Source organism: Longitalea arenae (assembly GCF_016924755.1).
Classification (GTDB): domain Bacteria; phylum Bacteroidota; class Bacteroidia; order Chitinophagales; family Chitinophagaceae; genus Niastella; species Niastella arenae.
Genome location: NZ_JAFFJX010000012.1, coordinates 97482 through 123010, shown reverse-complemented (window position 1 = coordinate 123010; position 25529 = coordinate 97482). Strand labels below are relative to the sequence as shown.

Genomic DNA, 25529 nt, shown 5'->3' with positions numbered 1-25529 from the left:
TCCTGGATCGTCATTGGAACGTCCGGTTATGCTCATTTACTTATTTGCTATGCTAAACAAAAGGAGGGTAGAATGAAAACAATACAGCAATGCCTGCAGGAACGGATCCTTGTCATCGATGGCGCTATGGGAACCATGATCCAGCGGCACAAACTTACAGAAGCTGATTACCGCGGTGATCGGTTCAAAGACTGGGCAAGCGATCTCAAAGGCAATAATGACCTCTTGGTGCTTACACAGCCGGATATTATCAAAGGCATTCACAAATTATACCTCGAAGCCGGCGCCGATATCATTGAAACCAATACATTCAATGCCCAACGCATTTCGCTGGCCGATTACCATATGGAACCGCTGGCCTATGAGCTGAATTTCGCAGCAGCCAGGATCGCCAAGGAAGCCGTGCAGGAATTCTTTGCCGACCCTGCCACCAATAAAGGTGGCCGCGAACGGGCCTTTGTAGCCGGCGCTATCGGTCCGCTCAACAAAACACTTTCCTTATCACCCGACGTAAACAACCCCGGCTTCAGGGCCTTAACATTCGACGAGGCGATGAGTGCCTATTACGAACAGGTAAAAGGCCTGGTGGAAGGTGGAGTAGATCTGCTGCTGATAGAGACCATCTTTGATACCCTCAATGCCAAAGCCGCCATTTACGCCATTAAGAAATATTTCAGTGATGAAGCCAAAGCCGAACTGCCCATCATGATCAGCGGCACCATCACCGACGCTTCCGGCCGCACGTTGAGCGGACAAACCCTCGAAGCTTTCTATACCTCGGTAATGCATGCCAAACCGCTTTCCATTGGTTTGAACTGTGCATTGGGCGCCTCTGAAATGCGGCCGCATATTGAAGAGTTAAGCCAGATAGCGGCTTGCTATACTTCCGCCTATCCCAACGCGGGCTTACCCAATGCCATGGGTGAGTATGATGAACAACCCGAACAAACCGCTCACTTCCTCGAAGAATGGGCGCGTGAAGGTTTTGTAAACATCGTAGGCGGCTGCTGCGGTACAACCCCCGATCATATTAAACACATTGCCGAACATGTTCGCCAGTTTAAACCAAGACCATTACCGGTATTGGAAACGGCGTTATAATGAGTACAGGCAATTTTTAAAATATCAAAGGAATTACTGGTGCAGGACTTGCCCTGCCCGGGAACCGGCTGGTTTTGTAATTCCCCCAAAAATGTAAACAGGATATGTCAGCGAACACGATAAAACCATACTTGCGGCTTGCAGGGTTAGAACCCCTGGTCATTCGCCCTGAAACCAATTTTGTGAACGTAGGAGAACGTACCAACGTGACCGGTTCCAAAAAATTTGCCCGCCTCATCCGCGAGAACAAGTATGAAGAAGCACTCAGCGTAGCCCGCCAACAGGTTGAAAGCGGCGCCCAGGTCCTTGACGTGAACATGGATGATGCCCTGCTCGACGGCGTAAAGGCCATGACCACCTATCTGAACCTGTTGCAAAGTGAGCCTGATATTGCCAAGATCCCCATCATGATCGACAGCTCAAAGTTCGAGATCATCGAGGCGGGATTGAAATGTGTGCAGGGCAAGTGTATCGTGAACTCTATTTCCATGAAAGAAGGAGTAGAGAAGTTCATTCGCGAGGCAAAGATCTGTAAACTCTATGGCGCTTCGGTTGTCGTAATGGCCTTCGATGAACAGGGACAGGCCGATACCCTGCAACGCCGGGTGGATATCTGCGAAAGGGCCTATAAGATCCTGACAGAAGAAGTAGGCTTCGATCCGCAGGATATCATCTTCGATCCCAACATATTTGCAGTGGCAACCGGTATCGAAGAGCACAATAATTATGCGCTTGACTTTATTGAGGCCACCCGCATCATTAAACAAAAAATGCCCCTGGCTAAAATAAGCGGCGGGGTAAGTAATATCTCTTTCTCCTTCCGCGGTAATGAACCGGTGCGCGAAGCCATGCATGCCGTATTCCTGTACCATGCCATTAAAGCCGGTATGGATATGGGTATTGTAAACGCCGGCCAGCTTGTCGTATACGATGAAATTGAGCCCCAGCTGCGGGAACTGTGTGAAGATGTGATCCAGAACCGCCGCGAAGACGCTACCGACCGCCTGATCCAGTTTGCGGAAACAGTTAAGGCAAAAGACAAGAATGAAATAAAGAATGAAGCTTGGCGGAATAATTCAGTAGAAGAGCGCCTGAAACATGCCCTCATAAACGGCATTACAGACTATATAGACCAGGATACTGAGGAAGCCAGGCAGAAATACCCAAAACCGCTAGACGTCATTGAAGGGCCGCTTATGGACGGTATGAATGTAGTGGGCGATCTGTTCGGCAGCGGTAAGATGTTCCTGCCGCAGGTAGTGAAAAGCGCCCGGGTAATGAAAAAATCGGTGGCCATTCTTACCCCATACATTGAAGCGGAAAAAGAAGAACGACGCCTGGCGCATTTAGCAGCCGGAACAACAAATGAAGAAGGTGCGGGCGCCGCCAAAATATTGCTGGCCACCGTAAAAGGCGATGTACATGATATCGGAAAGAACATTGTTGGTGTGGTATTAGGCTGTAATGGCTACGATATTATCGACCTGGGCGTAATGGTTCCGGCAGACAAGATCCTCGAAACAGCCCAGAAAGAAAAAGTAGACATCATCGGCTTAAGTGGTCTTATTACTCCTTCACTCGACGAAATGGTGCATGTGGCCCATGAAATGAAAAGACGCAACATGACCCAGCCCCTGCTGATCGGGGGCGCCACCACCAGCCGCATGCATACAGCGGTTAAAATTGCCCCGCAGTATGACAACGGCGTGGTGCATGTGCTGGATGCTTCCCGCAGTGTTACCGTAGCCGGTTCTTTATTGAGCAAAGAACAAAAACCCGGTTTCCTGGATACGATTGGTAAGGAATATCAAAAGTTACGCGATGATTTTGGCAGCAAGAAAACCGCCAAACAATACCTGCCTTTTGAACAGGCGCAGGAGAATCGCGTAGCCATCGACTGGAAGAATTATACGCCGCCGGTTCCATCATTCACCGGCACGCGCATTTTTGATAATTACGATCTGAATGAGCTTACCAACTATATCGACTGGGGTCCCTTCTTCATTGCCTGGGAATTACACGGTAAATTCCCTGCCATCTTACAGGATGAGAAAGTAGGTAAAGAAGCTACGAAATTGTTTAAAGATGCCAATGAGCTGTTGAAAAAGATCATCGCAGAAAAATGGTTAACGGCCCGGGGCGTTATCGGTTTCTGGCAGGCTAACAGCAACGGAAAAGATTCTGTGTTTATATATGATGAAAGAGGGCAGGAAAAGGTAAGGCTCGAACATTTACGCCAGCAGAATAAAAAAGCGGCCGGGCAACCGAACTTTTCTTTGGCCGACTTTGTTAAACCCGCTGTAACACCTGCCAATGAAAAAAGTAAAGAAGCTGCCGATTACATGGGAGCCTTTGCCGTTACTATACAGGGCATAGAGCCGCATATAAAGAAATTCATAGAAAATCACGACGATTACAACAAGATCATGCTGCAGGTGTTAGCAGACAGGCTTGCCGAGGCTTTTGCTGAATGCTTGCATGAACGGGTGCGCAAAGAATTCTGGGGCTATGCAAAAGACGAACATTTTACGAATGAAGAATTAATTAAGGAATCATATTCGGGCATCAGGCCCGCACCCGGTTATCCGGCTTGTCCGGACCATACTGAAAAGTATAAACTGTTCAATCTGCTGGGTGGTGAGCAGGCAACCGGCATTACATTAACAGAATCGCTGGCCATGTATCCTGCTTCCTCTATTTGCGGCTGGTATTTCGCCCATCCGCAAAGCCAGTATTTCGGATTAGGGAAGATCCAGAAAGACCAGGTCATTGATTATGCCAATCGCAAGAACATGCCCGTAGAAGATGTTGAGCGTTGGCTGCGCCCTGTACTCGAATATGATGCATAATAATTTTTGTTAAGCCTGATTTCACAATAACAAAACAAGCATATTCGTTTGGGCTTCGTCCCTTGAAAATGCCTTTTTAATCCTGTAGCGTCATGATGAATTCCCGTAAAAATGCTATTACGGCCATAGCATTTTTGGTTACCCTTGTGCCCTTATTTGTAGCAGCCCAATCCAACCGTTCGAACCGTAAAGGAGAATTTTATTTTTCCTGGGGGTATAATAAAGAATGGTACACCAGGAGCGATCTGCACGTAGATCAACCCGAGCTTGGTAATAAGTACACCTTTAAAAACATCCGGGCGCATGATAATCCCGGATGGGATAAAGGGATCTTCGACCGGGCCATGACCATTCCCCAGTACAATTACCGGATTGGTTATTTCTTCAAAGACGATCTCGCCATCGAGATCAACTTCGATCACACCAAGTACATTATCGATCACCAGCAGGCGCACCGCAAAGGAAGGAAGGACGGCAAACCGGTTGATGAAACGATAGAATGGTCTGAAGACAATGGCTTCTATTATTTCCTGAACAACGGCGCCAACTTCTTATTGTTCAACATTGTAAAACGTTGGAACCTGTACGAGCATCCCAATGAAAAGATCAAGGTAGATCTGCTGGGCAAAGCCGGTATCGGTCCGGTGATCCCGCATGTCGAGAACAGTTTCGACGGCGACAAAAACGATCCCGATTTTCAGATCGGCGGTTGGAACGCAGGTGTGGAGAACGCGGTAAGAGCTACCTTCTTCAGGTATGTTTATCTCGAATTCGCCCACAAAGTAGATTATGCCAGGTATGCTCACCTGCATATCTACAAGGGAAGAGCCCGCCAGGCTTTTGGTACCTACGAGCTTGTCTTAAACCTGGGTATTACGATCCCTGGTAAGAAGCGGTAAAGTAACCGGAATGGCTGATCTTGGATTTAGCGATCTTGTGATTTGTTCAATTTCGAAGTTCCGGGTAAATCTCAAGATCCCTGAATCCCAAGATCGCTGAATCTTATTGTCATTGATCTGCTTGCCTACCTTTTTTCAAACCACATGAATCGTTTGCGGGGCCTTACTTTAAAGTTTTGATTGATATACGTATGGATATGTTCCATCGCCTCATCGATGCTGTCGGTCAGTAAAACAAGTTTCATGTCTTCGCGGCTGATGGTGCCTTGCTGGGCCATAAACTCGGCATAGTTCCATAAGCTGCTGTAATAGTCTTTTCCGAACAATACGATCGGGAACTGGGTGATGGTTTTTGTTTGAACAAGCGTAAGTGTTTCGAAGAATTCATCCATTGTGCCAAAACCGCCTGGCATAATGATGAACGCATACGAGTATTTAACCAGCAGCACCTTGCGAACGAAAAAATGTTCGAAGGTAATCGACCGGTTGAGGTATTTGTTGGCATGTTGTTCAAATGGCAGCTGAATATTGCAACCAACCGAAACGCCGCCATTTTCAAAGGCGCCGCGGTTAGCGGCTTCCATAATGCCAGGTCCGCCACCGGTCATCGTGGTAAAGCCGATCTCGGCAATGCGTTTTCCAAACTCGCGGGCGCTTTCATAATAGGGATGGTCTTCTTTAAACCGGGCAGAGCCAAACACGGTGATACAGGGACCAACAAAGTGAAGGGTTCTGAAACCTTTGATGAATTGTTTGAACACCCGCCAGGCAAATGCCAGTTCATAACCACGGCTTTTAGGGCCTTCCAAATAAACCTGTTCCTTGGGTGGTATTATCGGCTCAATCTTTTTCTTGGCTGAAGCTGCTTCCATATCAAAAATGTAAATTGCCAGCCAAATTAAACAAAAATTCATGCGCATTATAAGTTATAATGTGAATGGCATCCGAGCAGCCATGACAAAAGGGTTTTGCGAATGGTTAAAGACCGACCCGGCAGATATCATTTGCCTGCAGGAAACAAAGGCCACCAAAGACAATGTGAACCGCCAATTGGTCACCGATTGCGGCTATCATGATTACTGGTTCTCTGCATCGAAAAAAGGATACAGCGGAGTTGCTGTATTTACCAAAATAAAACCCGACCATGTGGAATACGGTAATCAACACGCCGTAAGTGATGATGAGGGCAGGATCATTCAGCTCGATTTCGGCGATATCCGGCTGATCAATGCCTATTTCCCCTCGGGCTCATCGGGTGATGTACGGCAGACATTTAAATACCAATGGCTCGATGACTTTTATTTGTACCTGCAAGACCTGAAAAAAAAGCATCCCAAACTGATCCTGTGCGGCGATTATAACATTGCCCATACCGATATAGATATCCATGATCCGAAAGGCAACAAGAACAGTTCTGGTTTTTTACCGGAAGAAAGGGCATGGATGGACAAATTTTTTCGGAATGGCTGGATCGATACCTTCCGTGCTTTTCATCCCGAACCGCACCGGTACAGTTGGTGGAGTCAGCGTTTCCCTACGGTACGGGCGCAAAACAAAGGGTGGCGGCTCGATTACATTAACGCTACAGATCCGTTGCGCAGCCGTTTAAAAAGTGCAGATATATATCATGACATAAATTACAGCGATCACTGCCCGGTTTTCCTGGAGCTGCACCCGTCCTGACAATTGTAGATTTTACACCTTATTCCACGCAACGTTTTTTTCTCATTTTTGTTTTATCTATTTCCATGATTGCCTATAATATCACCTATAAGGTTGATCCTGCGATAGAAGAAGCCTGGCTGCAATGGCAGCAGCAGCAACATATACCCGAGATAATGGCATTGGGACTGTTCACAGCGCATACTATGTTCAGGTTATTGGAGCAGGATGATTCGGAAGGAATGACCTTTGTGATGCAATTTTTTGCACCTGCATTGGAGAATTACTATCAATTCATAGAGGAATTTGCACCTGTATTAAACAAGAAAGCATTTGACAGGTGGGGCGATCGCTTTATAGCATTCCGCACAGTAATGGAGGTTGTTAACTGAGTGTGGATAATAAATTTAATTCCGTGCGGCACACACTTATAGTGCATTCCATGAAACCCTTTGCTGATCAGCATTTCAGCCGGTATCGCATGAAACATAAGGCAGTACAGCGTTCCAGCGTGTAACATCAATTCACAAAACACATTACAAAACATTGCAATTTGCTAAAATCCTTGCCCCGAGCGGTTTTCAGCACTTTATCAAATGTTAATTTTTCGACCAAAAAATTTTGTTTCAAGCAAAAACCGGCTAAATTTGTCCCTGCATAAATTCTTAAAAAATCACACTATGAACAAAGCTGAATTAATTGCGAAAATTGCCGATGATTCAGGCATCACTAAAACACAGGCTAACACTGCGCTCGATTCTTTTATTGAAGCAGTTACCAAAACATTAAAAGGTGGAGGTAAAGTTACCCTGGTTGGTTTTGGTACTTTCTCTGTATCAAAAAGAGCAGCTCGCAATGGTCGTAATCCGCAAACCGGTGCTGTGATTAAGATTAAAGCTAAAAAAGTTGCCCGTTTCAAAGCTGGTAAAGAATTGCAGGCTAAATTATAATTACTGCCTTACACAGGAAAGCTCCGTTACTGCATGCGAAGTATCGGAGCTTTTTTTATTTTTGCGTAACTAATAATTCACATTCATAAACAAATAACATGGGTAGAGGAGATAAAAAAACGAAAAAAGGTAAAACCTTTAAAGGTTCATTCGGAAAAAGCCGCCCTGCAAGGGTAAAAAAGGCTGCTGCCAAAAAGAAAGCCTAATTAAGGCCAAAGAAGTAAGAGATAAGAAGTAAGAATTATCCTGTCATTTAATTGTTACTTCTTATCTCGACACTCCTTACACTTCCTTCCCCCCAGTACTTCACGCCGCAGGTTATATCATTTTATCGGGCACCGGCTAACTTCATTTTCATAAGTTGCCGGCCCTCGTTTCCAACGTTTACCAGTAATCTCGGTTATTATGGCGCCAATCGTTCAATTGTCCACGTATTATCACGCTGTAACGTGTATAACAAACGGTCATGCAGGCGGCTGGGACGCCCCTGCCAGAATTCGATAGTTATGGGTTTTACCCGGTAACCGCCCCAGTTAGCGGGCCGTATGAGGGCTTGCGAGCCAAAATCGGTACGGAACTTTTTCTCCCGTTCCTCCAGCCATTCGCGATTCGCAATTACCTGGCTTTGCGGCGAGGCCCAGGCGCCAATACGGCTGCCTTCAGGGCGGCTGTTAAAATAAAGATCGCTTTCCCCGGCGCTTACTTTCTCCACCAATCCGGTAATGCGCACCTGCCTTTCCAGCTCTTTCCAGAAAAATACCAGGCAGGCCCTTGGATTCTCGGCCAGCTGCAGGCCTTTAAAGCTTTCATAATTGGTAAAAAACACAAATCCCCGTTCATCGTAGCCTTTTAATAACACGATGCGGGCAGCCGGTACCCCGTCGGCAGATGCCGTTGCGAGGGTCATGGCATTCACCTCATCAATCGCACTGTTCAATGCCTCCTGCCACCAGGTATCAAACTGGCGGATGGCATTGGGATCTACATCATTTTCGAGAAGCGATTTCAGCTTGTAATCTTTCCTTATATCAGCGATTGTCGATGACATGGCCTTTGTTTTATAACACAAAGGTAATAGCATCGTTCATTCCCCCCACTGATTTTGATCATCCGCATTTACAGATTAACTTACTACCCGTATGAGATATACATTTATTTTGCTGTTCGTATTAAGCAGTTACAATGCCGCATTTTCGCAAAAAAGCAAACCGGCCACGGGCCCTGTTATAAGCCGTTATTACTATTTTACCGGCACCATCGACAAATACCCGGTCACTTTTCATTTGTACAGAATCAATGAAAAATTTACAGGCAATTATTATTATAACAGCGCTGAGGAACCGATTGAACTATCGGGAGAAATAGGAAAGGACAATTTCTTGAAACTGGTGCATTACGACAGTGAATACAATGAATCAGAAATACTTTCCGGGAACTTTAAGGATAGTTCCTATGCAGGTACCTGGTCATATAATGGCAAACTTTTATCATTTCGAATCACGCAGAAAAAAGAGAATAACGGCTTGGCCTTTGATTATATCTACACCACCGGTTCAAAAAAATTGCCAAAAGGAGATGACTATAGCCGGCCTGAACTTTCATATGACGCTGCCGCTATATGGCCGGCAGCATCGTCAACACATCCTGCAACGAACCTGATAAAGCAGGTCATCCGTGAAACATTTGGTGTAAAGGAAGGGGAAGATGAGATCGGCAAGATCATGATCGCACGGAAAAACAGCTTTCTTAACTACGAAAAAGACAAAGAAATTACTGAATATGCGCTTAGTTCCAAAGCAAAAGTGGAATATCAAAATGCGCAATTACTTACCATTTCCGACTTTGGCTATACTGACGGAGGTGGCGCCCATGGCATTTATGGTACAGTATACGTTTGCATAGATCTCATAAATAACCGCAAGCTTGCTATCACCGATGTGCTGGATACTTTGACATGCCGGAAAAACCTGCATAGTTTATTGGTTAAAAAGTTTCGCGCTGCTTACAAGCTCAAACCGGATGAAAAACTATCTGAGGTGCTTTTTGCGGACGATATTCCGCTCACAGACAATTTCTTCCTTACTTCGAAAGGTATTGGTTTCCATTATAATCCGTATGAGGTCGGCGCCTATGCGTTAGGAAACGTTCAGGTATATATTCCGTTTAAAGAACTGAGCAATTGTTTAAACCCAGCTTTTAAAAAGCTGGTTGGAATCAATTGATCAAAGAAAGCCCCCATCATAAACGAAATCACCCCGCCATACCAGGTATTGCGGGGTGCTTATTTTTGAATGATATCAGTTTGAATGTAGCTGAGCCATCCTGGAGATATAGCGAGCTGCACTTGCCTGTATGCCTCGCCTTGTTTCATCGTTGCCTCGTTGCCTTGTCGCCTCGTTGCCTTGTTGCCTCGTTGCCTATTCCGGAGGTTCATTCCCTTTATTGCTATCCTTACCCTGCACCCGGGCCAGCATCACTTCTATTTCACTCATCCGGCGCAGCTGGCTTTCGAGCTTTTTATTATGCTCAGATATCAGTTGCAGATCGCGGTTCAGTTCTTCGAGGAAGCTGATCTTTTTCAGCAATTGCTGGCGCTGGAAATTCGATTCGCGCAATTTCTCTTCCGTATCGGCCAGCAGCCGCGACAGGCGCTGGTTCTCTTCCAGCAGGCCAAGATGTTTCTGTTTATATTCATCAAATTCTCTGATGAGTTTGAAATGCGTTTGTTGCAGTTCCTCAAACTCATACTGGCGGCTGGGCGGGTTAGAAAGGTTCTCTACTTTCGACAACTTCTCGCGCAGGGCGTTGAATTCCTCATAGGCTTTGGTCAGGCGCTCTTCCATTTCGCCGGATAAGAGCTGGCTTTGTTCCAGCTCCAGGATACGGGCATCTTTATTGGCAAGCACCGTGAGCATTTCGTTCAATCGGGCATTCAGGGCCTCATTGGTCTTCAGCGTATCAATGTGTTTGTATTCTGTTTGCTTCAACAGCTCTATCTGATCGAGCAATAAGGTGATCTGCTGGTTTTGTTCAATAAGGCTTTCCTGGGTCTTTTGCAGGCGAAGCAGGTATTCTTCAGATTGTTCTTCCTGGGAAAGGGCAGGTTTGGCTACCGGCTCGGGGGGCGGTGGGGCTGCATGCCGGCGTTTTAATTCTTTTTGCAGCTCTTCCACTTCGATAGTGAGCAATTCTTCATTATCGCGTACTTCATCGAGCTCGCGGCGCAACTGCATTTGTACTTTCTCCTGCAGTTCCATATCCTCGTAATATTTTACGCGCCATTCGTCGGTATTTTGAAAAGCGGCGTCGGCAATGATGGGAGGTTCGGGTTCTGGCAGCTTTAATGACATGGTCCTTCGGCTTACCAGGAAGAAATGAATAAAAAAGCCCAGGACCACCCCGCCCAGCAGGAAAACAATTATTTCAATAAACCCAACGTACATCTGATACCCCAGTATCACCGACAATAAATAGTTCATAACGGCTTCGGAATTAGAAGATACACCGCATCACAGAAAGTAATCTTTCAAGCACAGCACTATTTTTTCATGGGATCTTGAGATAAGACAATGAAAAAACCACCCGGCAGGTGGTTTTTCATGTAGGAAATTTAATACGTTAATTCGATAATTGCAAAAAGGGGGCTTAATAAATTTAAGCAACTGTATACCAGCCAAATACTAGCCTTTTACCAGGGTACCCACTTTTTCGCCGCAGGCTACGCGGCGCAGGTTGCCCGGTTTGTTCATGTCAAATACAATGATCGGCAGTTTATTTTCCATACAAAGGGTGAAAGCCGTCATATCCATTACCCGCAGGTTCTTGGAGATACATTCCTGGAAGGTGATGGTCTCGTATTTTTTGGCAGTAGGATCTTTTTCCGGATCAGCCGTGTATATGCCATCCACCCGGGTTCCCTTCAGGATCACATCGGCCTGAATTTCTATGGCCCGCAGTGAACCGGCAGTATCGGTGGTAAAGTAAGGATTACCGGTACCCGCACCGAAAATGACCACCCGGCCTTTCTCTACATGGCGGATAGCGCGGCGGCGGATATAAGGTTCAGCGATCTGCTCCATTTTAATGGCGCTTTGTAACCGCGTAAAAACCCCAATTTTTTCAAGCATGGCCTGCATGGCCATTCCATTGATCACGGTGGCCAGCATGCCCATATAATCGCCGTGAGCGCGTTCAATACCAGTTTCCGCCTCATTCATACCCCGGTATATATTTCCACCACCAATTACAATAGCCACCTGAACGCCCAGATCTGCTACTTCTTTGATATCGTGTGCATATTGTGCCAGGATAGCGGGGTCCATTCCAAAACTTTTATCGCCCATCAACGATTCACCGGAGAGCTTTACTAAGATGCGCTTGTACTTTGGTACCATGTATGACTGATTTTCGTGAACGGTTAATGGTAAACAGATTGCTGCTTTTGCTTCAGGCCGCCAGCGATAGTGAGCCTACGCCTTTGGCAGCAACCACAAACTACAAACCATAAACCACAAACCATTAAGGCTGTGCAAAGAAAGGACTTTTTATTAAAACATAAAGAGAAACCGTAAACTGGTTTCCCTTAATTCATTGGAAAGAAGATCACCACTAAAATGAGTTGTCTACATTGGCAGCCACGGCCTTCTTTGTCTGCCACGCAGGCCTAAAAAAAGGGAAACCGCCATAAGCAGTTTCCCTTTCATTTATTTTGATCGGATGATCTCTTACCCTAAAGCTACGCGTTTGAATTCGGTAACCTGTAAGCCACCGTCAACACTTTTCAGGTAATCGCCAACGGTTTTACCATTGTCTTTTACGAAAGCCTGGTTAACCAGGGTGCTTTCTTTGAAAAATGCATTCAGTTTACCTTCAGCGATCTTATTGATCATTTCATCGGGTTTACCGGCCATTTTCGGATCGGTTTTGATCTGCTCGGTAACGATGGCGCGCTCACGCTCGATAGTAGCGGCAGGCACTGAGCTGGCATCAACAGCTACCGGGTTCATCGCAGCGATTTGCATAGCTACGTCTTTACCGGCTTCAGCAGCGGCTTTGTTCAAACCTACCAGTACGCCAATACGGTTAGCGCCGTGAATATAAGAAGCTACATAATCAGCATCAACACGTTCGAACTTGGTGATCCCGATCTTTTCACCAATGCTGGCGAGTTTATCGTTCACCAGGTCGGCTATTTTAGCACCATTGATAGATACAGCATTCAGCTCATCGAGGCTTTTTACGTTGTTGGCAACGGCAGCATCGATAATGCTTTGTGCGAAGGCTATAAAGTCGGCATTTTTACCTACGAAGTCGGTTTCGCAGCTAACGCAAAGGGCGATACCGGTTTTATTGTCGGCTGTGGTCTTAGCCAGTACAACACCTTCTTTAGCCTCGCGGTCGCCACGCAGTGCAGCTACCTTGGCGCCTTTTTTACGAAGCCAGTCGATAGCAGCTTCAAAATCGCCATTAGTTTCTGTCAATGCTTTACGGCAATCCATCATTCCGGCGCCGGTCATCTGGCGCAGCTTGTTAATATCAGCGGCAGTAATAGCAACACCTGACATATGATTTGATAGTTTAAATATTATAAAAATTTGAAAATGCGTCACAAAGAACCAGATTCTATTCAAATCGCGCCTTTGTGAAGCATTTTCATTTTATTAATTCTGTCTGTTCAGCAGCGTTACAACTGTAAAAGTGTGCGACGCAAGCGGGGCTCAATAGTTGTTCTATAGCCGGGTTCATAATAAGGCTGCACGATCGAACTGCACAAAGGCAGTGAAGGGCAGTACCTGAAAGAACTATGAACTATAAACCAAGAACTGTGAACTATCTTCTGCCACCACCAGGTCCACGGTTGCCACCAGGACGGTTACCACCGCCTCTGTTCTGACCGCCACCGCGATGACCACCGCCACCGCCATGACCACGGCCACCGCCGCCACCCTGGCCACGTCCGCCGCCGCCTTTACCGCGACCGGCTTCTGCTTCAGCTTCAGCCAGCAGGCGTTGTGCTTTCTTTTCTTTTTCGTCGTCTGTCTGCTCTTCTGTTTCTTCATCTTTAGCCGCTTGCCTTTCAGCAAGACCTTCAGCTATAGCTGCAGTAACGTATTGGGTGATGATTGCGATAGATTTAGTAGCGTCGTCGTTTGCGGGGATCGCAAAATCAACTTTATTAGGATCGCAGTTGGTATCAACCATACCAAAAGTGGTAATGCCCAGTCTTTTGGCCTCTGCCAGCGCAATGTGCTCATGGCCGATATCGATGATGAACAAAGCGGCAGGTACACGGCCCAGCTGGCTGATACCACCCAGTACTTTATCCATTTTATCGCGGTCGCGACCGAGGGTTAATTTCTCTTTTTTAGTGAGAGACTCAGCACTGCCGTCGCCCAGCATTTTGTCGATGCTCTGCATTTTCTTAACGCTTTTGCGAACGGTGTTGAAGTTCGTCAACATACCACCCAGCCAGCGCTCGGTAACGAAAGGCATGTTCACTTTACGGGCACACTCAGTAACAATCTCTTTAGCTTGTTTCTTGGTACCAACGAACATGATCTTCTTACCGCTGCGGGCGATCTGTTTTAAGGCAGCAGCCGCTTCCTGCAGGCTTTCGGTCGTTTTATTGAGGTCGATGATGTGAATGCCTTTCTTTTCAGCAAAAATGTAGGGCAACATTTTTGGGTTCCACTTCTTACGCAGGTGACCAAAGTGTACACCGGCATCCAGGAGTTGCTGTTGCAATGAAGTGTTATTTTCCATTTAAACTAAGTTGAAAATGTGTTTTGATAATTTGATGATAAACACAAACGGTTCCAAATACATGCTGCCAAAAGACAGAAGAAATGATTAACGTTTGCTGAACTGGTAGCTGCGACGGGCTTTTTTGTGACCGAATTTCTTACGCTCAACAGACCTCGGATCGCGTTTCAGTACGCCTACTGCTTTTAATGCAGGACGGTATTCAGCGCTGATCTCGAGTAAAGCACGACCGATGCCCAGTTTCGCAGCTTCGGCCTGGCCTTTCATACCACCGCCGGCAGCATTGATCTTTACATCAAATTTATCCATCGATTGAGTTGCTTTTAAAGGCAGTTCAACCTGATTTTGCAGATATACCAGTGAAAAATATTCTTTGTAGTCTTTATCGTTAACGGTGATCTTACCGGTTCCGCGTGACAACCAAACTCTTGTCACAGCTTCTTTACGACGACCTACGGCATTTTTTTGCTTTTCCATGTATGTTTAAACAATTAGAAAGTTAATGATTGAGGTTTCTGTGCAGCATGCTCGTGTTGGTCGCCGGCATACACAAATAATTTCTTGAACATTTTGCGGCCAAGGCGATTCTTAGGTAACATACCTTTTACAGCTCTTTCTACTACTACTTCCGGACGACGGCGCAGCAGTTCGCGGGCTGTTTCGGCTTTCTGACCACCGGGATAACCTGAGAAGGTCAGGTATTCTTTTTCCTCGGTCTTGTTGCCGGTGAATTTTACTTTCTCGGCATTGATAACGATGATGTAGTCTCCGCAATCAACATGTGGCGTATAATAGGGCTTATTCTTACCACGAAGAATAGCTGCTATTTTCGCGCACATGCGTCCCACGGTTTGATTGGTACCGTCTACAACATACCAGTTGCGTTTTACGGTAGCCGCATTCGCATGTTGGGTAGTGAAATGTAGTTTGCTCATTATAAAAAACTTTTAGCTGATAGCTGTTTTGTCAACTTCAGCCGGTTAAGAAATAAACAGCAGCGCCATCCCGCCTGCCGTTTCCGCCAATAGTCAGGTAACTAAAAACGGGTCGCAAAGATAGGCTGATAAAACCGGCATGGCAAACATTTACAGCATTTATTTTTCATCGCATCTTTATAATTGCTTGATTTACAATAAATATTTTGACATATAAATTTTACTACTGCCTGAAAGGCCCGCCCGGCGGGCGCTTCAAAGGGGTTGAAATGGGTAAATGGCGTGCTCGGGAGCATTTTTGGGGACTCATATGTATACAAAACCCGGGTGCTCACCCCCGGGTGGCCGGTTACAAAAAAACCGCCGCCATAAGGGGCGGCGGCGTGGCAATAAATTCGAAAAATCAATATGATCAACCGGTCTATTCCCAGTTCAGGAAGAACATGCAGCTGTAGTCTGACTGGCTGGCATTGGCATCGGAAATGATGCGGAACTGAACGCCGGAATGGTCAGACATGGGCGGAAAGAAGCTGTTGTAATGACCTTCGGTAAAAGAAAAGTGCCCATTATTCGGTATGCCTGATGCAACCGTACCCAATAAAGCCCTGTTCTTGTAAATCTGCAGCGTTACCGTGGATGTACTTACGAGGCTGGCATTCCAGGTGACCTCAATACCTGCATACGATTCAATAGGAAGTAACCAGTTAGCATGAAAATCTACCTGTGGGGCAGTGATCCAGTTATCCAATGGATTGTATGGATGCATCCACTGAACACCGGCCACATCGTTCGCAGATAACCCATTCCATAGATGAAGAGCGGTTCCGCCATTCATAACAGAAGCGGGATCACCGCCAATGCCGGGAGTTCCCGGAATCTGCCATCCCCAGCTTTCGTTGGTATGATGAAATCCAAGAACATGGCCAATTTCATGCGCCATGTTATAGATCATATTTGAGCCACGGTTATCGGGGTGAACATTTTGACCCGGCTGATCATAGAAATTTGTATTGATCCTTATCCTCCAGGTATTTCCTCCGGCAGGAAAGTCGGCAGCCGCAATGACATTTTCATCTAATGTACCATTATCAGGCACAATCACGAGATCTTCGCTGCCCGGCGGTTCGTTAGGATTTACATACAGGAAATTGACCTTACAGTTCGGAACGTTTGCCCATGCCTGCATGGCAAGACGTGCAGGAAATTCCCAGGTATGAAACAAAGAGAGATCAATTCTTGTTCTGAGCGATTCGGCAATATCTGTATTGAGTGTATGGAATTGCCGCTGTTCTTCCCGGGGGCCTTTTTTGAAATAAGCCTTTACCTGGTTAAGGTCGGTGCTCCCTTTTTTAAAATACAAATCGCCTGACACAACGTAGTGTTCTCCCTTATCCTCGATCCTGTTCGCAGGAATACCAGCCTGTAACAAAGTATTATATAACTCCTTGTCGGTGGTAGAAGAAGATCCGTTTGTGTTTGAAGAAAGATCGTTTTTACGGCAGGAAATAAATGTAGTGACCAGGATGAGGATCACCCATGCTGAAATTCTTTGCATAATAAGGCTTTTTGGTTAACGAAATAAGGTTTAAGGTCCAATTTACTAAATGCAAGGCGCACCCTATATTATGCAAATATTAAATCATTGTGATGAATTCACTTTGAATTGGCAGGCGCTGGGGCAGGTCTTCCGCCAAACTGCTCTAACGGTATGGAACAAACCTTGATCTGCCGGCCAAGAGCCGGCCATTTTAAACAGTTGGTGACAGACAGAGCCTGCAGTTACCAGTCGTTTAGGATGTTCGCCCTTTGTATTCCTCCACCTGGCTCTTATTTTGCCCCGGATCTTCCCTTAATCTGTTTTTTCGTTGCTGTTGCAGTGTTTTCCAATGGGCAGTGGGCAGTGGGCAATAGGACAAAGCCGATAACTTCAGAAGTGTTACCTTTAAGAACCTGCTGCGGTTCCTCGATGCTATTGGTCTTGAAGTCACTATTAAGGAAACCCGCATAACCAGAACAAACAAGAACAAGCCCAGAAAAAAAACAATCATCCAAATAACCATGTCCACCCACTTACTCGGCCGCAACAAGTTTGGTGATGTTGCCAATACCGGAAACCTGATGCCTGTTGAAGAAGCTCACCAATTACTCAATGAATGGGTACCTAATGAACGGCTGCGCCTGCATATGAAACAGGTAGCCGCCGTAATGAAAGCCTGGGCCCTTGAAAAAGAACAGGCCGACGAACTCACCGCCCGCAAATGGGAACTGGCCGGTCTCCTGCACGATGCGGACTGGGAAAAATATCCCGACGACCATTGCCGCATCATCATTGAAGAACTGGAACGCCGCCGGCAGGACCCTGAAGTCATTCATTGTATTGCCTCACACGGCCCGCGCTATTTTGGGGTGCAGCCCAATAATACCATGGATAAAATGATCTATGTGTTCGACGAATTATCTGGCTTTATTCACGCGGCCGCCCTTATACGGCCAACACGGTATGATGGCATGGACGTCAAAAGCGTACTGAAAAAACTAAAAACACCCTCTTTTGCCGCCCAGGTAAACCGCGATGATATTACCGATGCCATCGCACAGATCAATACCCCGCTGGAAGAGATCATCAAGTTTATTATCGATCATCAAAAAGACATTCAATAACCGGCCTTCCAAAGCGGTAATTCTTTGCCGATTTTATGTATATTCACCCTGCTTGTTATTTAATGTATGAAAAAATGGATCATTGTACCAACCGCCCTCATCGCGGTAATCCTTGTTGCTATTTATATCGTAGTGCCCAAAAAAATGAAGCTGGCGCGTGCCGTCACGATTCACTGCCCCCATGGAGCGGTCAACCGGTTCCTTGTGAATGATTCCAACTGGTTCAAATGGTGGCCATCAACTACATCGGTCTCAGCAAAGCGGGAAGGAAAGATCAATTCCTTTTTTTATAAAGATTATTCTTTTCAGCCCCGGCAAAGGATGTTCGACGCTATTGGCGTACACATCACTGCCGATGATCTTACTATTGACAGCAAGATCATCTTAATACCGAAACATAAAGATTCGGTATCCATTCAATGGAATTATGAATACAACACGGGCATGAACCCTGTTACGAGGGTGCAACGATACCTGCAGGCAGGGACCCTTGAACAACATATTGATGAGATCATGTATGGACTGAAACAATTCCTTGAAAAAACCGAGAATGTATATGGGATTGCGATTCAAAAAACCACTGTTAAAGATACCTTGCTGCTGTCTACCCGGCAGGTGTTCAACGCCCGGCCTTCCACGCAAAACATCTACAGCCTAATTAATAAACTGAAGACCTACATTCAACAAGAGGGCGCCATAGAAACCGGCTATCCCATGCTGAACGTTCAGCCAAAAAACAGCCGGCCTTTTGAGACCATGGTGGCTATTCCCATTAATAAAGCGGTTAAGGAGACAAATGATATGGTTATAAAAAAGATGGTTCCGGGCTATATCCTGGTTGCGGAAGTCAGCGGCGGTGATCTTACGGCTGCCCATGCATTTTCCCAAATGGAAAATTACCTGGCAGACCATCGTTATGAATCACCTGCCATCCCATTCTATTCATTGGTAACAAACCGGCTGACAGAAACAGATACCACCAAATGGGTCACCCGGATCAATTACCCTGTATTTTAATGACCGATCCTATTCTTTATAGCGGATGATCATGGTACTGTCATTGTTCCTTGCAAGTATAAACGCCTCCTTTTTCCCGATTGTTATTGGTCTTATTCGACGGGTTTGTCCTTTAATGGTGAGGCCGTTGATGGATTCACAGGCAAAAGAAGCTTTACCTTTGTTAACTAATACGGTTCCAAAATCGGCATCATAACGTCCCATTTCTATATTGTTCTCGTAGTAATTACCCATCAATAAGAGATCGGGCAAAGAGTCGTTGTTTGCATTTACCACCACGGCATCGCGAAAAGAGCTTAACTGCCCTTGCCAGGGAAGGGCCTGCAATGAGAAATTCATTTTCCCATCATTCACTAAAACTGCATTTGAAAAATAATCGGCCGACAATACACTTGCTTTTTCCAGCTTATCGGCCGTAAAAAGATCTTTCAGGGATGCTTTTGCGAAATCTTCTGCATACAGGAAGCGCTTTTTCAAAACAGGCATCTTTTTTTCCAATTCCGATTTGTTGGCAAATGGCAGTTCCTTGCCACCAACGTAATAGGTAAGTACCTGTTCTTTTTTGCCATTGTCGTCAAAGTCGTTGTAATACAAACGCACCGGTTCTTTGTCGGAAGCCTTTAAGCGGCTGTTCAGTCCCAGGTTCCCCGCCACCAGATCAAGATCACCGTCGCCGTCAAGATCATATGGCAATATAAAATTCCACCAGCCTTTTTTAGTGATGAGCTCTTTCCTGCTGAAAACACCATTCGTATTGAGATAGGCATCGATGCCACCCCATTCCAATGAAACGATTAGGTCTTCATCACCATCTTTATCCAGATCGCACCAGGCAGCCCGCGTTACAAAACCGGCATCCGCCAGTTCCTTTGCACGCTGGGCGGTTACATCTTTAAATTTACCGGTTCCATCATTTTGCAAGAGATAGGAACGGGGCGCATGCCCATACTCCCAGGGAACCGCTCTTCCGCCCAGGAACAGATCGACAAAACCATCCTTGTTAAAGTCATACGGAACAACGCAGGATGCAGTTATATACACGTTTTCAATAGCATTTTTAAGCCTGCTGAAGCGGCCCTTGCCATCATTCAGATAAACCCGTGATAATAAATTTTCATCCTCGCCAAAATATTCGTTGCCGCCGCTGGCCACCACAAGGTCTATATTACCATCATTGTTCACGTCTACCCAACAGGCATCCACATCCTCATACATGCTGTCGGCCTCGAGCGCCGGCTGTTCCAGCTTACTAAATTTACCGGCCGCTTGTTGAATATAAATGACGCTTTTTTCTCTTTTGGCTGAACCGATAAAAACATCTTCCAGGCCGTCTTTATTGATATCTGCCACCGCAAGGGCAGGTCCTTCCGAACTAAGCATATGCGGGATCAACGGTTCCCGGTCGAATTCAACAAAAGGATTCTCTATATGGCGGTGCTTTAAGTTAACGGCCTGGGTAATATTTTCCATTGGCTTGCTGTTGTACTTGTGGCGACTGGTGATCATCTCGTAGTTGAATCGTGGTAATCCCTGCTGGTAGCGAAGATGCAATACCGTGCTGTCTTTTGGGAACGCTAACCTTTGACAGGTGTTATCCGGCCATACCAGGAATGCAGAATCCGGTTTTATTCTTTCCAACCCGATATGAATGGGTATTTCCATGGCCGATAAAAATCCATGCACCGGTTGCTTTTCATACAAGCAGATCTCCTGGCCGGCAAATACAACTACTTTCGCACCCAGTGCATTGATGTTCTTTTCCGGGCCCTGTAGTTTTATCTGAACATACCGCTTATTACCGGGGTCATTGTTCTTATTCTGATACAGAATAGCGGGTTCATTAATATTGTTTACCACTACATCGAGATCGCCATCATTGTCGAGATCTGCGTATATGGCGCCGTTGGAAAACGTTGATTCATTATTATGGATCTTTTTCTCATCATCTTTAAACTGGCCCTGGCCGGTATTTACAAAAAACTTATTGGGTATTTTTATTTCAGGAAATTTCTCCAGCAAGGCCATGTCGGTCTCATTCACTTTGTTAGCCCGGATCTTTCCCTGGATCTCCTGGTTAGAGACATAATTGATGTAGTCAATATCATTCATCCTTTTGGGGATACCATTCGAAACAAAAAGATCCTTCAGGCCGTCATTATTAAAATCCATCCACAAGGCCGCCCATGACCAGTCGGTTGCATGCACGCCGCTGTATAAACCCACCTCACTGAACATTCCGTTTCCGCGGTTCAGCTGAAAATTATTGCGCGTGTATTGATAGTTGTAGCCATTCCTTATCTTTTCAAAGAAGATATCATAGGCATCTTCGCCCAATGAGCGTTTGAGGATATAGGGGTCAGACGGCAGCATATCCATGGAAATGACTTCTGCCAGACCATCATTGTTTACATCTGCCACATCAACACCCATCGAAAACTGGCTGGTATGCATCATACAGGAATCGATATCGTCCTTAAAAGTGCCGTTACGCTGATTAATGTATACATAATCGTTTTCATGAAAGTCATTACCGATATATATGTCAGGATAACCATCCAGATTGATATCAGCTACCGTTACGCCCAGTCCATACCCTATAACACTACTATTGATACCGGTTTCGCGGGTCACATCGGTAAACCTGTTTCCATCATTGCGGTAAAACCGGTCACCTGATAATGCATCATAGGTTCCTGCAAATGTTTTCCGGGGGCGAAAATTGCTATTGGCATGTACGGAATGATTAAGCAGGAACATGTCTACATCACCGTCGTTATCATAATCCAAAAAAGCAGCCTGGGTGCTGAAGCCAGAAAAATCGAGCCCATATTCGCCCGCTTTGTCTTTATATACAGGAATACCATTTTTGTCAATGCCCTGGCAGATCAAAAGCTGGTTCCTGCTATGCAGCACTTCATAATTGCCTACCCGGCATACATAAAGATCCAACAGTCCATCGTTGTTGATATCCACCACTGAAACTCCGGTGGACCAGCCGCCATCATTCGGAATGCCAGCGGCGGCAGTAATGTCTTTGAACTGTAACCCGCCTGCATTCAAATACAATTTGTTTTGTTGCTGGTTGCTTGCAAAAAATAGATCAATGAGGCCGTCATTATTAAAATCGCCGGCCCCGATACCTGCCCCATTGTAAAAATACATATAGGTGAACAGGTTAAATTGGCCTTGAGCAGCCAGCTGATTCGAAAAATGCAATCCCGTTTGTTGATGATCGAGCGCTTCGAACAAGGCAGGTTCAGCCGGCCTCGAAGAGCAGCCTGGCAACAGGGCCATTATCGTGCAATAAAAAAGAATTAAGGAAAGGCCTGGATTATATAATAAATTGGATCGTTTCATGGTTTCGTTTTCGATACGTATAAAGCCGGTACACTGTCGTTTTGAAGTATAAGAAAATAAGTATCTTTTGCGCCCCTGATCTCCGCAATATCTCTTACCGCACCGTTCACCTGCAGACCGCTTTTACGGGTATCAATGAACTGTAATTTTCCTTTACCACCGGTATTCAATAATACGGTAAGCCCACAGGCATCGAGCCGGCCGAATTGCGGTTGAAAGCCAAATTCATTGCCGCCAAGGATAAGATCGGTTTTCCCGTCGTTGTTGATATCGGTGCACTTAATAGTATTCACACAAGAAAATTGAACGGGCAGGGGCAACTCCTGAATCCTGAATTTTCCATCGCCTTCATTGATCGCTATACAGGAGGCGGTATAATTAATTTCTTTCACTGTTGCCTTATCTATCTGTTCGGCGTCAAACAACTCCTGTACACTTTTCTTCGCAAACTCACGATGCTGTAAATTCTGCTTTTTAAGCGAAGGCAGCTGATCGGTCATTTCACGCTTTAAGAATACCGGTTTATCTTTTCCTGCAATGGAACGGGTGATTATTTTCTCGACAGAACCGTTCTGGTCAAAATCATTGATCCACATTTTCACCGGGTTTTGCCGGTTGGGATGCAAATAAAAGTTCTCACCCATATTGCCCAATACCAGGTCCTGGTCGCCATCGCCATCAAGATCGGTTGCGGCTATTGATTTCCACCAGCCGGAAAGATCCATCAAATCGGTTTTAACTTCTTTGAATTGAGCACCGGTCCAGGAGAAGATGCGGGGCGCCATCCATTCACCTACAATAACCAACTCTTTCTGCTCGTCGCCGCTGAGGTTGGTCCACACGGCGCCGGTTACCATTCCAATATGAGCGATATCGGAAATCTTTTCTTTAGCCATCTCTGTAAAACGGCCATTGCCATCGTTTACATACAGGTAGCTAACAGGATCCATTCCATAGTTATAAGGAACATTCAAAGCACCCACAAATAGATCGATATCACCATCCCTGTCAAAATCATCGCCCGCTACTGTTGAAATATTCATACTGTTCGGCGGGAAAGCGCCTGATTGAATATCAAAATTACCTTTCCCGTCATTTATGTATAAACGGTGCTGCAACTGCCGTTGATTTTGTGGTACGTTATTTCCCCCTGCGCCTACAAACAGGTCAAGGTCTTTGTCGTTATCGCAATCAAAGAACAGCACAGCTGCATCTTCAAAGTCGGACAACTGCTTAAATAGCTGTTCTTCCTTTTTAACGAAACTGCCGCTGGCAGTTTGCAGGTACAATTGCCCGCCCTGTCCGGTTGCGCCCCCGATATAAATATCCACCAATCCATCGCCATTTACATCACCAGAAGCGGCTTTCGGCCCTTCACGTGAAAGCATCCTCGGTATATTTCGCTCGTAATAAAAATCGATATGATCATCCTCGCGATGTTTTTCAAAAGGATGTTTCGCCAATTCAAACAGAGTGATCGCTGCATCTGGCTGCATGGTTGTTTGAGCGGTGTTCCAGATCTTTATGGCAGATGGCGTTACAGTAAGCACCGTGTCTATTGCCGGCCGTTCATATTTCGACAGCGAACGATCGGGCCATGTTATGACCATGGAATCTACCTGCCGGGCCTGGCCCAGGCCTATGATCACTTTATAATCTACCGATGACTGAAAACCCCGGCTTGGCATTACTTCGCGGCTAATGACCTGGTTACCCACATATACATTGATCTTAGTGCCCACCGCAAATGTGTTCTGGCCGTTCCCTTTTACTGTTAATCCCAGGTAATGATTCTTTGCTGTTTCCCTGCTTTGGTTGCGATAGATAAATGCCGGTTGATTTACATTACTCACTATAAGATCGAGATCACCATCATTATCAAGATCGCCATAGGCCGCACCATTCGAAAAGGAAGCCTGTTTGAAGCCCCAGGTCTCTGCAGCGTCGGTAAATTTCAGGTTCCCTTCATTTTTATAGGCTTTGTTGACCAGCGGACGCGAGGGCATTCTTTTGAGAATGGAATCCACTTCTTCTTTGTTACCCGTCATTACCATTCTTTGGATAACCTCATTGGCAAAAAAATCAATGAAGTCCTGGTCGGTAACATCCAGGTAAATGCCGTTGCAAACATAGATATCGCTTAGTCCATCGTTATCAGCATCAAACATGAGCGCGCCCCAGCTCCAGTCAGAGGCCGCCACCCCGCTGTATTGGGCGATGTCCATAAACTCGCCATGCCGGTTATTCAGCTGCAGGGTATTTTGCATGTACTGGCGATAGAATCCATTCTTTTCCTTTAAACGATATACGTCGATATTATCAAAAGAGGAAGTTGTTTTTAGGCGGTAATCGTCATCAGGCAGCATATCGGTCGTAAAAATATCAGGATAACCGTCGTTATTTATATCGGCGATATCAGCACCCATCGATGCAAGGCTGGTATGTTGCATACAATCTTCCAGCCTGTCTTTAAAGGTGCCGTTCTGCTGGTTGATGTACAGGTAATCGCGTTCGAAAAAATCGTTCGACACATAAATGTCGGGATATCCATCATTATTTACATCGCCTACTGTTACGCCCAGTCCTAAACTGATCAATCCGCCATGGATACCTGCTTCACGGGTCACTTCAATGAATTTTCCATGGTCATTCCGCAGCAAATGATCGCCACCACCTTTGAGATAATCGGCTATGGCCCAATCCTGGGTAGGAACATCCCTTTTATTGGCATAGTTCAGGGTGTTCACCGGGATCGGACTGTTATTTACCAGGAAACAATCCAGATCACCGTCGAGGTCGTAATCAAAGAAGGAGGCCTGTGTCGTATAACCGCTATCAGCGAGGCCATAGGCCTGTGCCGAATCGGTAAAAGTTAAATTCCGGTTGTTGATGAAAAGCTGGTTGGCCCTTGATACGCCATCGTTGATATGACCGGAGTTTGCTACAAAGATATCGAGCCAGCCATCGTGATTAATGTCAACCATAACTGTGCCGGTGCTCCATTGCGCTTTTTCGGGAAAGCCGGCCTTAACAGATATATCTTCGAATTGCCAGTTGCCTTTATTGAGGTAGAGCCGGTTACCGCCCATATTGGCCGTAAAAAAAACATCGGCCAGTCCATCGTTATTGACATCACCAATGGCAACCCCGCCGCCATTGTAAAAATTGCGAAAGGTTAAAATATTAAAGTCTTTTGTCTGCTGCACATCGTTGGAGAAACGGATACCGGTATTTTCCATTAACTGAAAAAGCACAGGCTCGTTATTCTTTTTGCCGCCACAGGAAAACAGCAAAATGGCCAAGGCGCAACCGTGAATAATTTTGAGGGGCATGCTC

21 protein-coding genes are annotated in these 25529 nt (G+C 45.8%); 10 read left to right on the top strand and 11 right to left on the bottom strand.

Annotated elements, in window-relative coordinates; all coding sequences use genetic code 11:
• Positions 1-72 precede the first annotated feature (72 nt).
• The 3 genes from JT717_RS21015 (at position 73) to JT717_RS21005 (ending at position 4849) form a co-directional block, all read left to right on the top strand.
• Complete coding sequence (locus JT717_RS21015) at positions 73-1101, top strand: homocysteine S-methyltransferase family protein (RefSeq protein WP_205513005.1); 1029 nt, start codon at positions 73-75, stop codon at positions 1099-1101.
• Positions 1102-1205: 104 nt separating this feature from the next.
• Entirely contained in the window at positions 1206-3950 is a 2745-nt protein-coding gene (gene metH / locus JT717_RS21010; RefSeq protein WP_205513004.1) for a methionine synthase, read from the top strand.
• Between the two features lie 92 nt (positions 3951-4042).
• Positions 4043-4849 (top strand): hypothetical protein, encoded by an 807-nt coding sequence (locus JT717_RS21005; protein WP_205513003.1) that lies wholly within the window; start codon positions 4043-4045, stop codon positions 4847-4849.
• 125 nt (positions 4850-4974) lie between these two features.
• On the opposite strand, the gene JT717_RS21000 is transcribed toward JT717_RS21005, so the two are convergent.
• On the bottom strand, positions 4975-5721 hold the full coding sequence (locus JT717_RS21000; protein WP_205513002.1) for an LOG family protein: 747 nt from the start codon (positions 5719-5721) through the stop codon (positions 4975-4977).
• A gap of 40 nt (positions 5722-5761) precedes the next feature.
• Here JT717_RS21000 and JT717_RS20995 point away from each other — a divergent pair, with 40 nt between their 5' ends.
• The 4 genes from JT717_RS20995 (at position 5762) to JT717_RS28885 (ending at position 7667) form a co-directional block, all read left to right on the top strand.
• Positions 5762-6532 carry an exodeoxyribonuclease III gene (locus JT717_RS20995; protein WP_205513001.1) on the top strand — a complete coding sequence of 257 codons (771 nt, stop codon included), beginning with the start codon at positions 5762-5764 and terminating at the stop codon, positions 6530-6532.
• 65 nt (positions 6533-6597) lie between these two features.
• Entirely contained in the window at positions 6598-6903 is a 306-nt protein-coding gene (locus JT717_RS20990; protein WP_205513000.1) for a DUF4286 family protein, read from the top strand.
• 204 nt (positions 6904-7107) lie between these two features.
• The gene (locus JT717_RS20985; protein WP_255553019.1) at positions 7108-7461 is read left to right on the top strand and encodes an HU family DNA-binding protein; all 354 of its coding nucleotides are present in this window, start codon (positions 7108-7110) and stop codon (positions 7459-7461) included.
• A gap of 98 nt (positions 7462-7559) precedes the next feature.
• A complete protein-coding gene (locus JT717_RS28885) occupies positions 7560-7667 on the top strand; it encodes a 30S ribosomal protein THX (RefSeq protein WP_205512998.1) in 108 nt (35 codons plus the stop codon).
• Positions 7668-7864: 197 nt separating this feature from the next.
• Here the strand turns inward: JT717_RS28885 and pdxH are convergent, their stop codons facing one another.
• On the bottom strand, positions 7865-8509 hold the full coding sequence (gene pdxH, locus JT717_RS20975; protein ID WP_205512997.1) for a pyridoxamine 5'-phosphate oxidase: 645 nt from the start codon (positions 8507-8509) through the stop codon (positions 7865-7867).
• A 91-nt stretch (positions 8510-8600) separates the two neighbouring features.
• Here pdxH and JT717_RS20970 point away from each other — a divergent pair, with 91 nt between their 5' ends.
• Positions 8601-9683 carry an RsiV family protein gene (locus JT717_RS20970; protein ID WP_205512996.1) on the top strand — a complete coding sequence of 361 codons (1083 nt, stop codon included), beginning with the start codon at positions 8601-8603 and terminating at the stop codon, positions 9681-9683.
• A 195-nt stretch (positions 9684-9878) separates the two neighbouring features.
• Here JT717_RS20970 and JT717_RS20965 read toward each other — a convergent pair whose 3' ends face one another.
• From JT717_RS20965 to JT717_RS20935, 7 genes are all read right to left on the bottom strand, one after another.
• A complete protein-coding gene (locus tag JT717_RS20965) occupies positions 9879-10940 on the bottom strand; it encodes a coiled-coil domain-containing protein (protein ID WP_205512995.1) in 1062 nt (353 codons plus the stop codon).
• Positions 10941-11141: 201 nt separating this feature from the next.
• Positions 11142-11855 (bottom strand): UMP kinase, encoded by a 714-nt coding sequence (gene pyrH, locus JT717_RS20960; RefSeq protein WP_205512994.1) that lies wholly within the window; start codon positions 11853-11855, stop codon positions 11142-11144.
• A 330-nt stretch (positions 11856-12185) separates the two neighbouring features.
• On the bottom strand, positions 12186-13025 hold the full coding sequence (gene tsf / locus JT717_RS20955; RefSeq protein WP_205512993.1) for a translation elongation factor Ts: 840 nt from the start codon (positions 13023-13025) through the stop codon (positions 12186-12188).
• Between the two features lie 265 nt (positions 13026-13290).
• On the bottom strand, positions 13291-14223 hold the full coding sequence (gene rpsB / locus JT717_RS20950) for a 30S ribosomal protein S2 (protein WP_205512992.1): 933 nt from the start codon (positions 14221-14223) through the stop codon (positions 13291-13293).
• 87 nt (positions 14224-14310) lie between these two features.
• Positions 14311-14700 carry a 30S ribosomal protein S9 gene (gene rpsI / locus JT717_RS20945; RefSeq protein ID WP_205512991.1) on the bottom strand — a complete coding sequence of 130 codons (390 nt, stop codon included), beginning with the start codon at positions 14698-14700 and terminating at the stop codon, positions 14311-14313.
• Positions 14701-14714: 14 nt separating this feature from the next.
• Positions 14715-15158: a 50S ribosomal protein L13 gene (gene rplM, locus JT717_RS20940; protein ID WP_205512990.1), complete on the bottom strand. Its 444-nt coding sequence runs from the start codon at positions 15156-15158 to the stop codon at positions 14715-14717.
• Positions 15159-15579: 421 nt separating this feature from the next.
• On the bottom strand, positions 15580-16713 hold the full coding sequence (locus JT717_RS20935) for a zinc metalloprotease (RefSeq protein WP_205512989.1): 1134 nt from the start codon (positions 16711-16713) through the stop codon (positions 15580-15582).
• Positions 16714-17216: 503 nt separating this feature from the next.
• Here JT717_RS20935 and JT717_RS20930 point away from each other — a divergent pair.
• Both JT717_RS20930 and JT717_RS20925 read left to right on the top strand, forming a co-directional pair.
• Positions 17217-17819, top strand: coding sequence for a hydrolase (locus JT717_RS20930; protein ID WP_205512988.1), 603 nt, complete (start codon positions 17217-17219; stop codon positions 17817-17819).
• Between the two features lie 66 nt (positions 17820-17885).
• The gene (locus JT717_RS20925) at positions 17886-18836 is read left to right on the top strand and encodes a GyrI-like domain-containing protein (protein ID WP_205512987.1); all 951 of its coding nucleotides are present in this window, start codon (positions 17886-17888) and stop codon (positions 18834-18836) included.
• A gap of 9 nt (positions 18837-18845) precedes the next feature.
• On the opposite strand, the gene JT717_RS20920 is transcribed toward JT717_RS20925, so the two are convergent.
• Positions 18846-22193 carry a VCBS repeat-containing protein gene (locus tag JT717_RS20920; protein WP_240348323.1) on the bottom strand — a complete coding sequence of 1116 codons (3348 nt, stop codon included), beginning with the start codon at positions 22191-22193 and terminating at the stop codon, positions 18846-18848.
• Positions 22190-25525 carry a VCBS repeat-containing protein gene (locus JT717_RS20915; protein WP_240348321.1) on the bottom strand — a complete coding sequence of 1112 codons (3336 nt, stop codon included), beginning with the start codon at positions 25523-25525 and terminating at the stop codon, positions 22190-22192. Before JT717_RS20915 ends, JT717_RS20920 begins: the two co-directional genes overlap by 4 nt.
• Positions 25526-25529 lie beyond the last annotated feature (4 nt).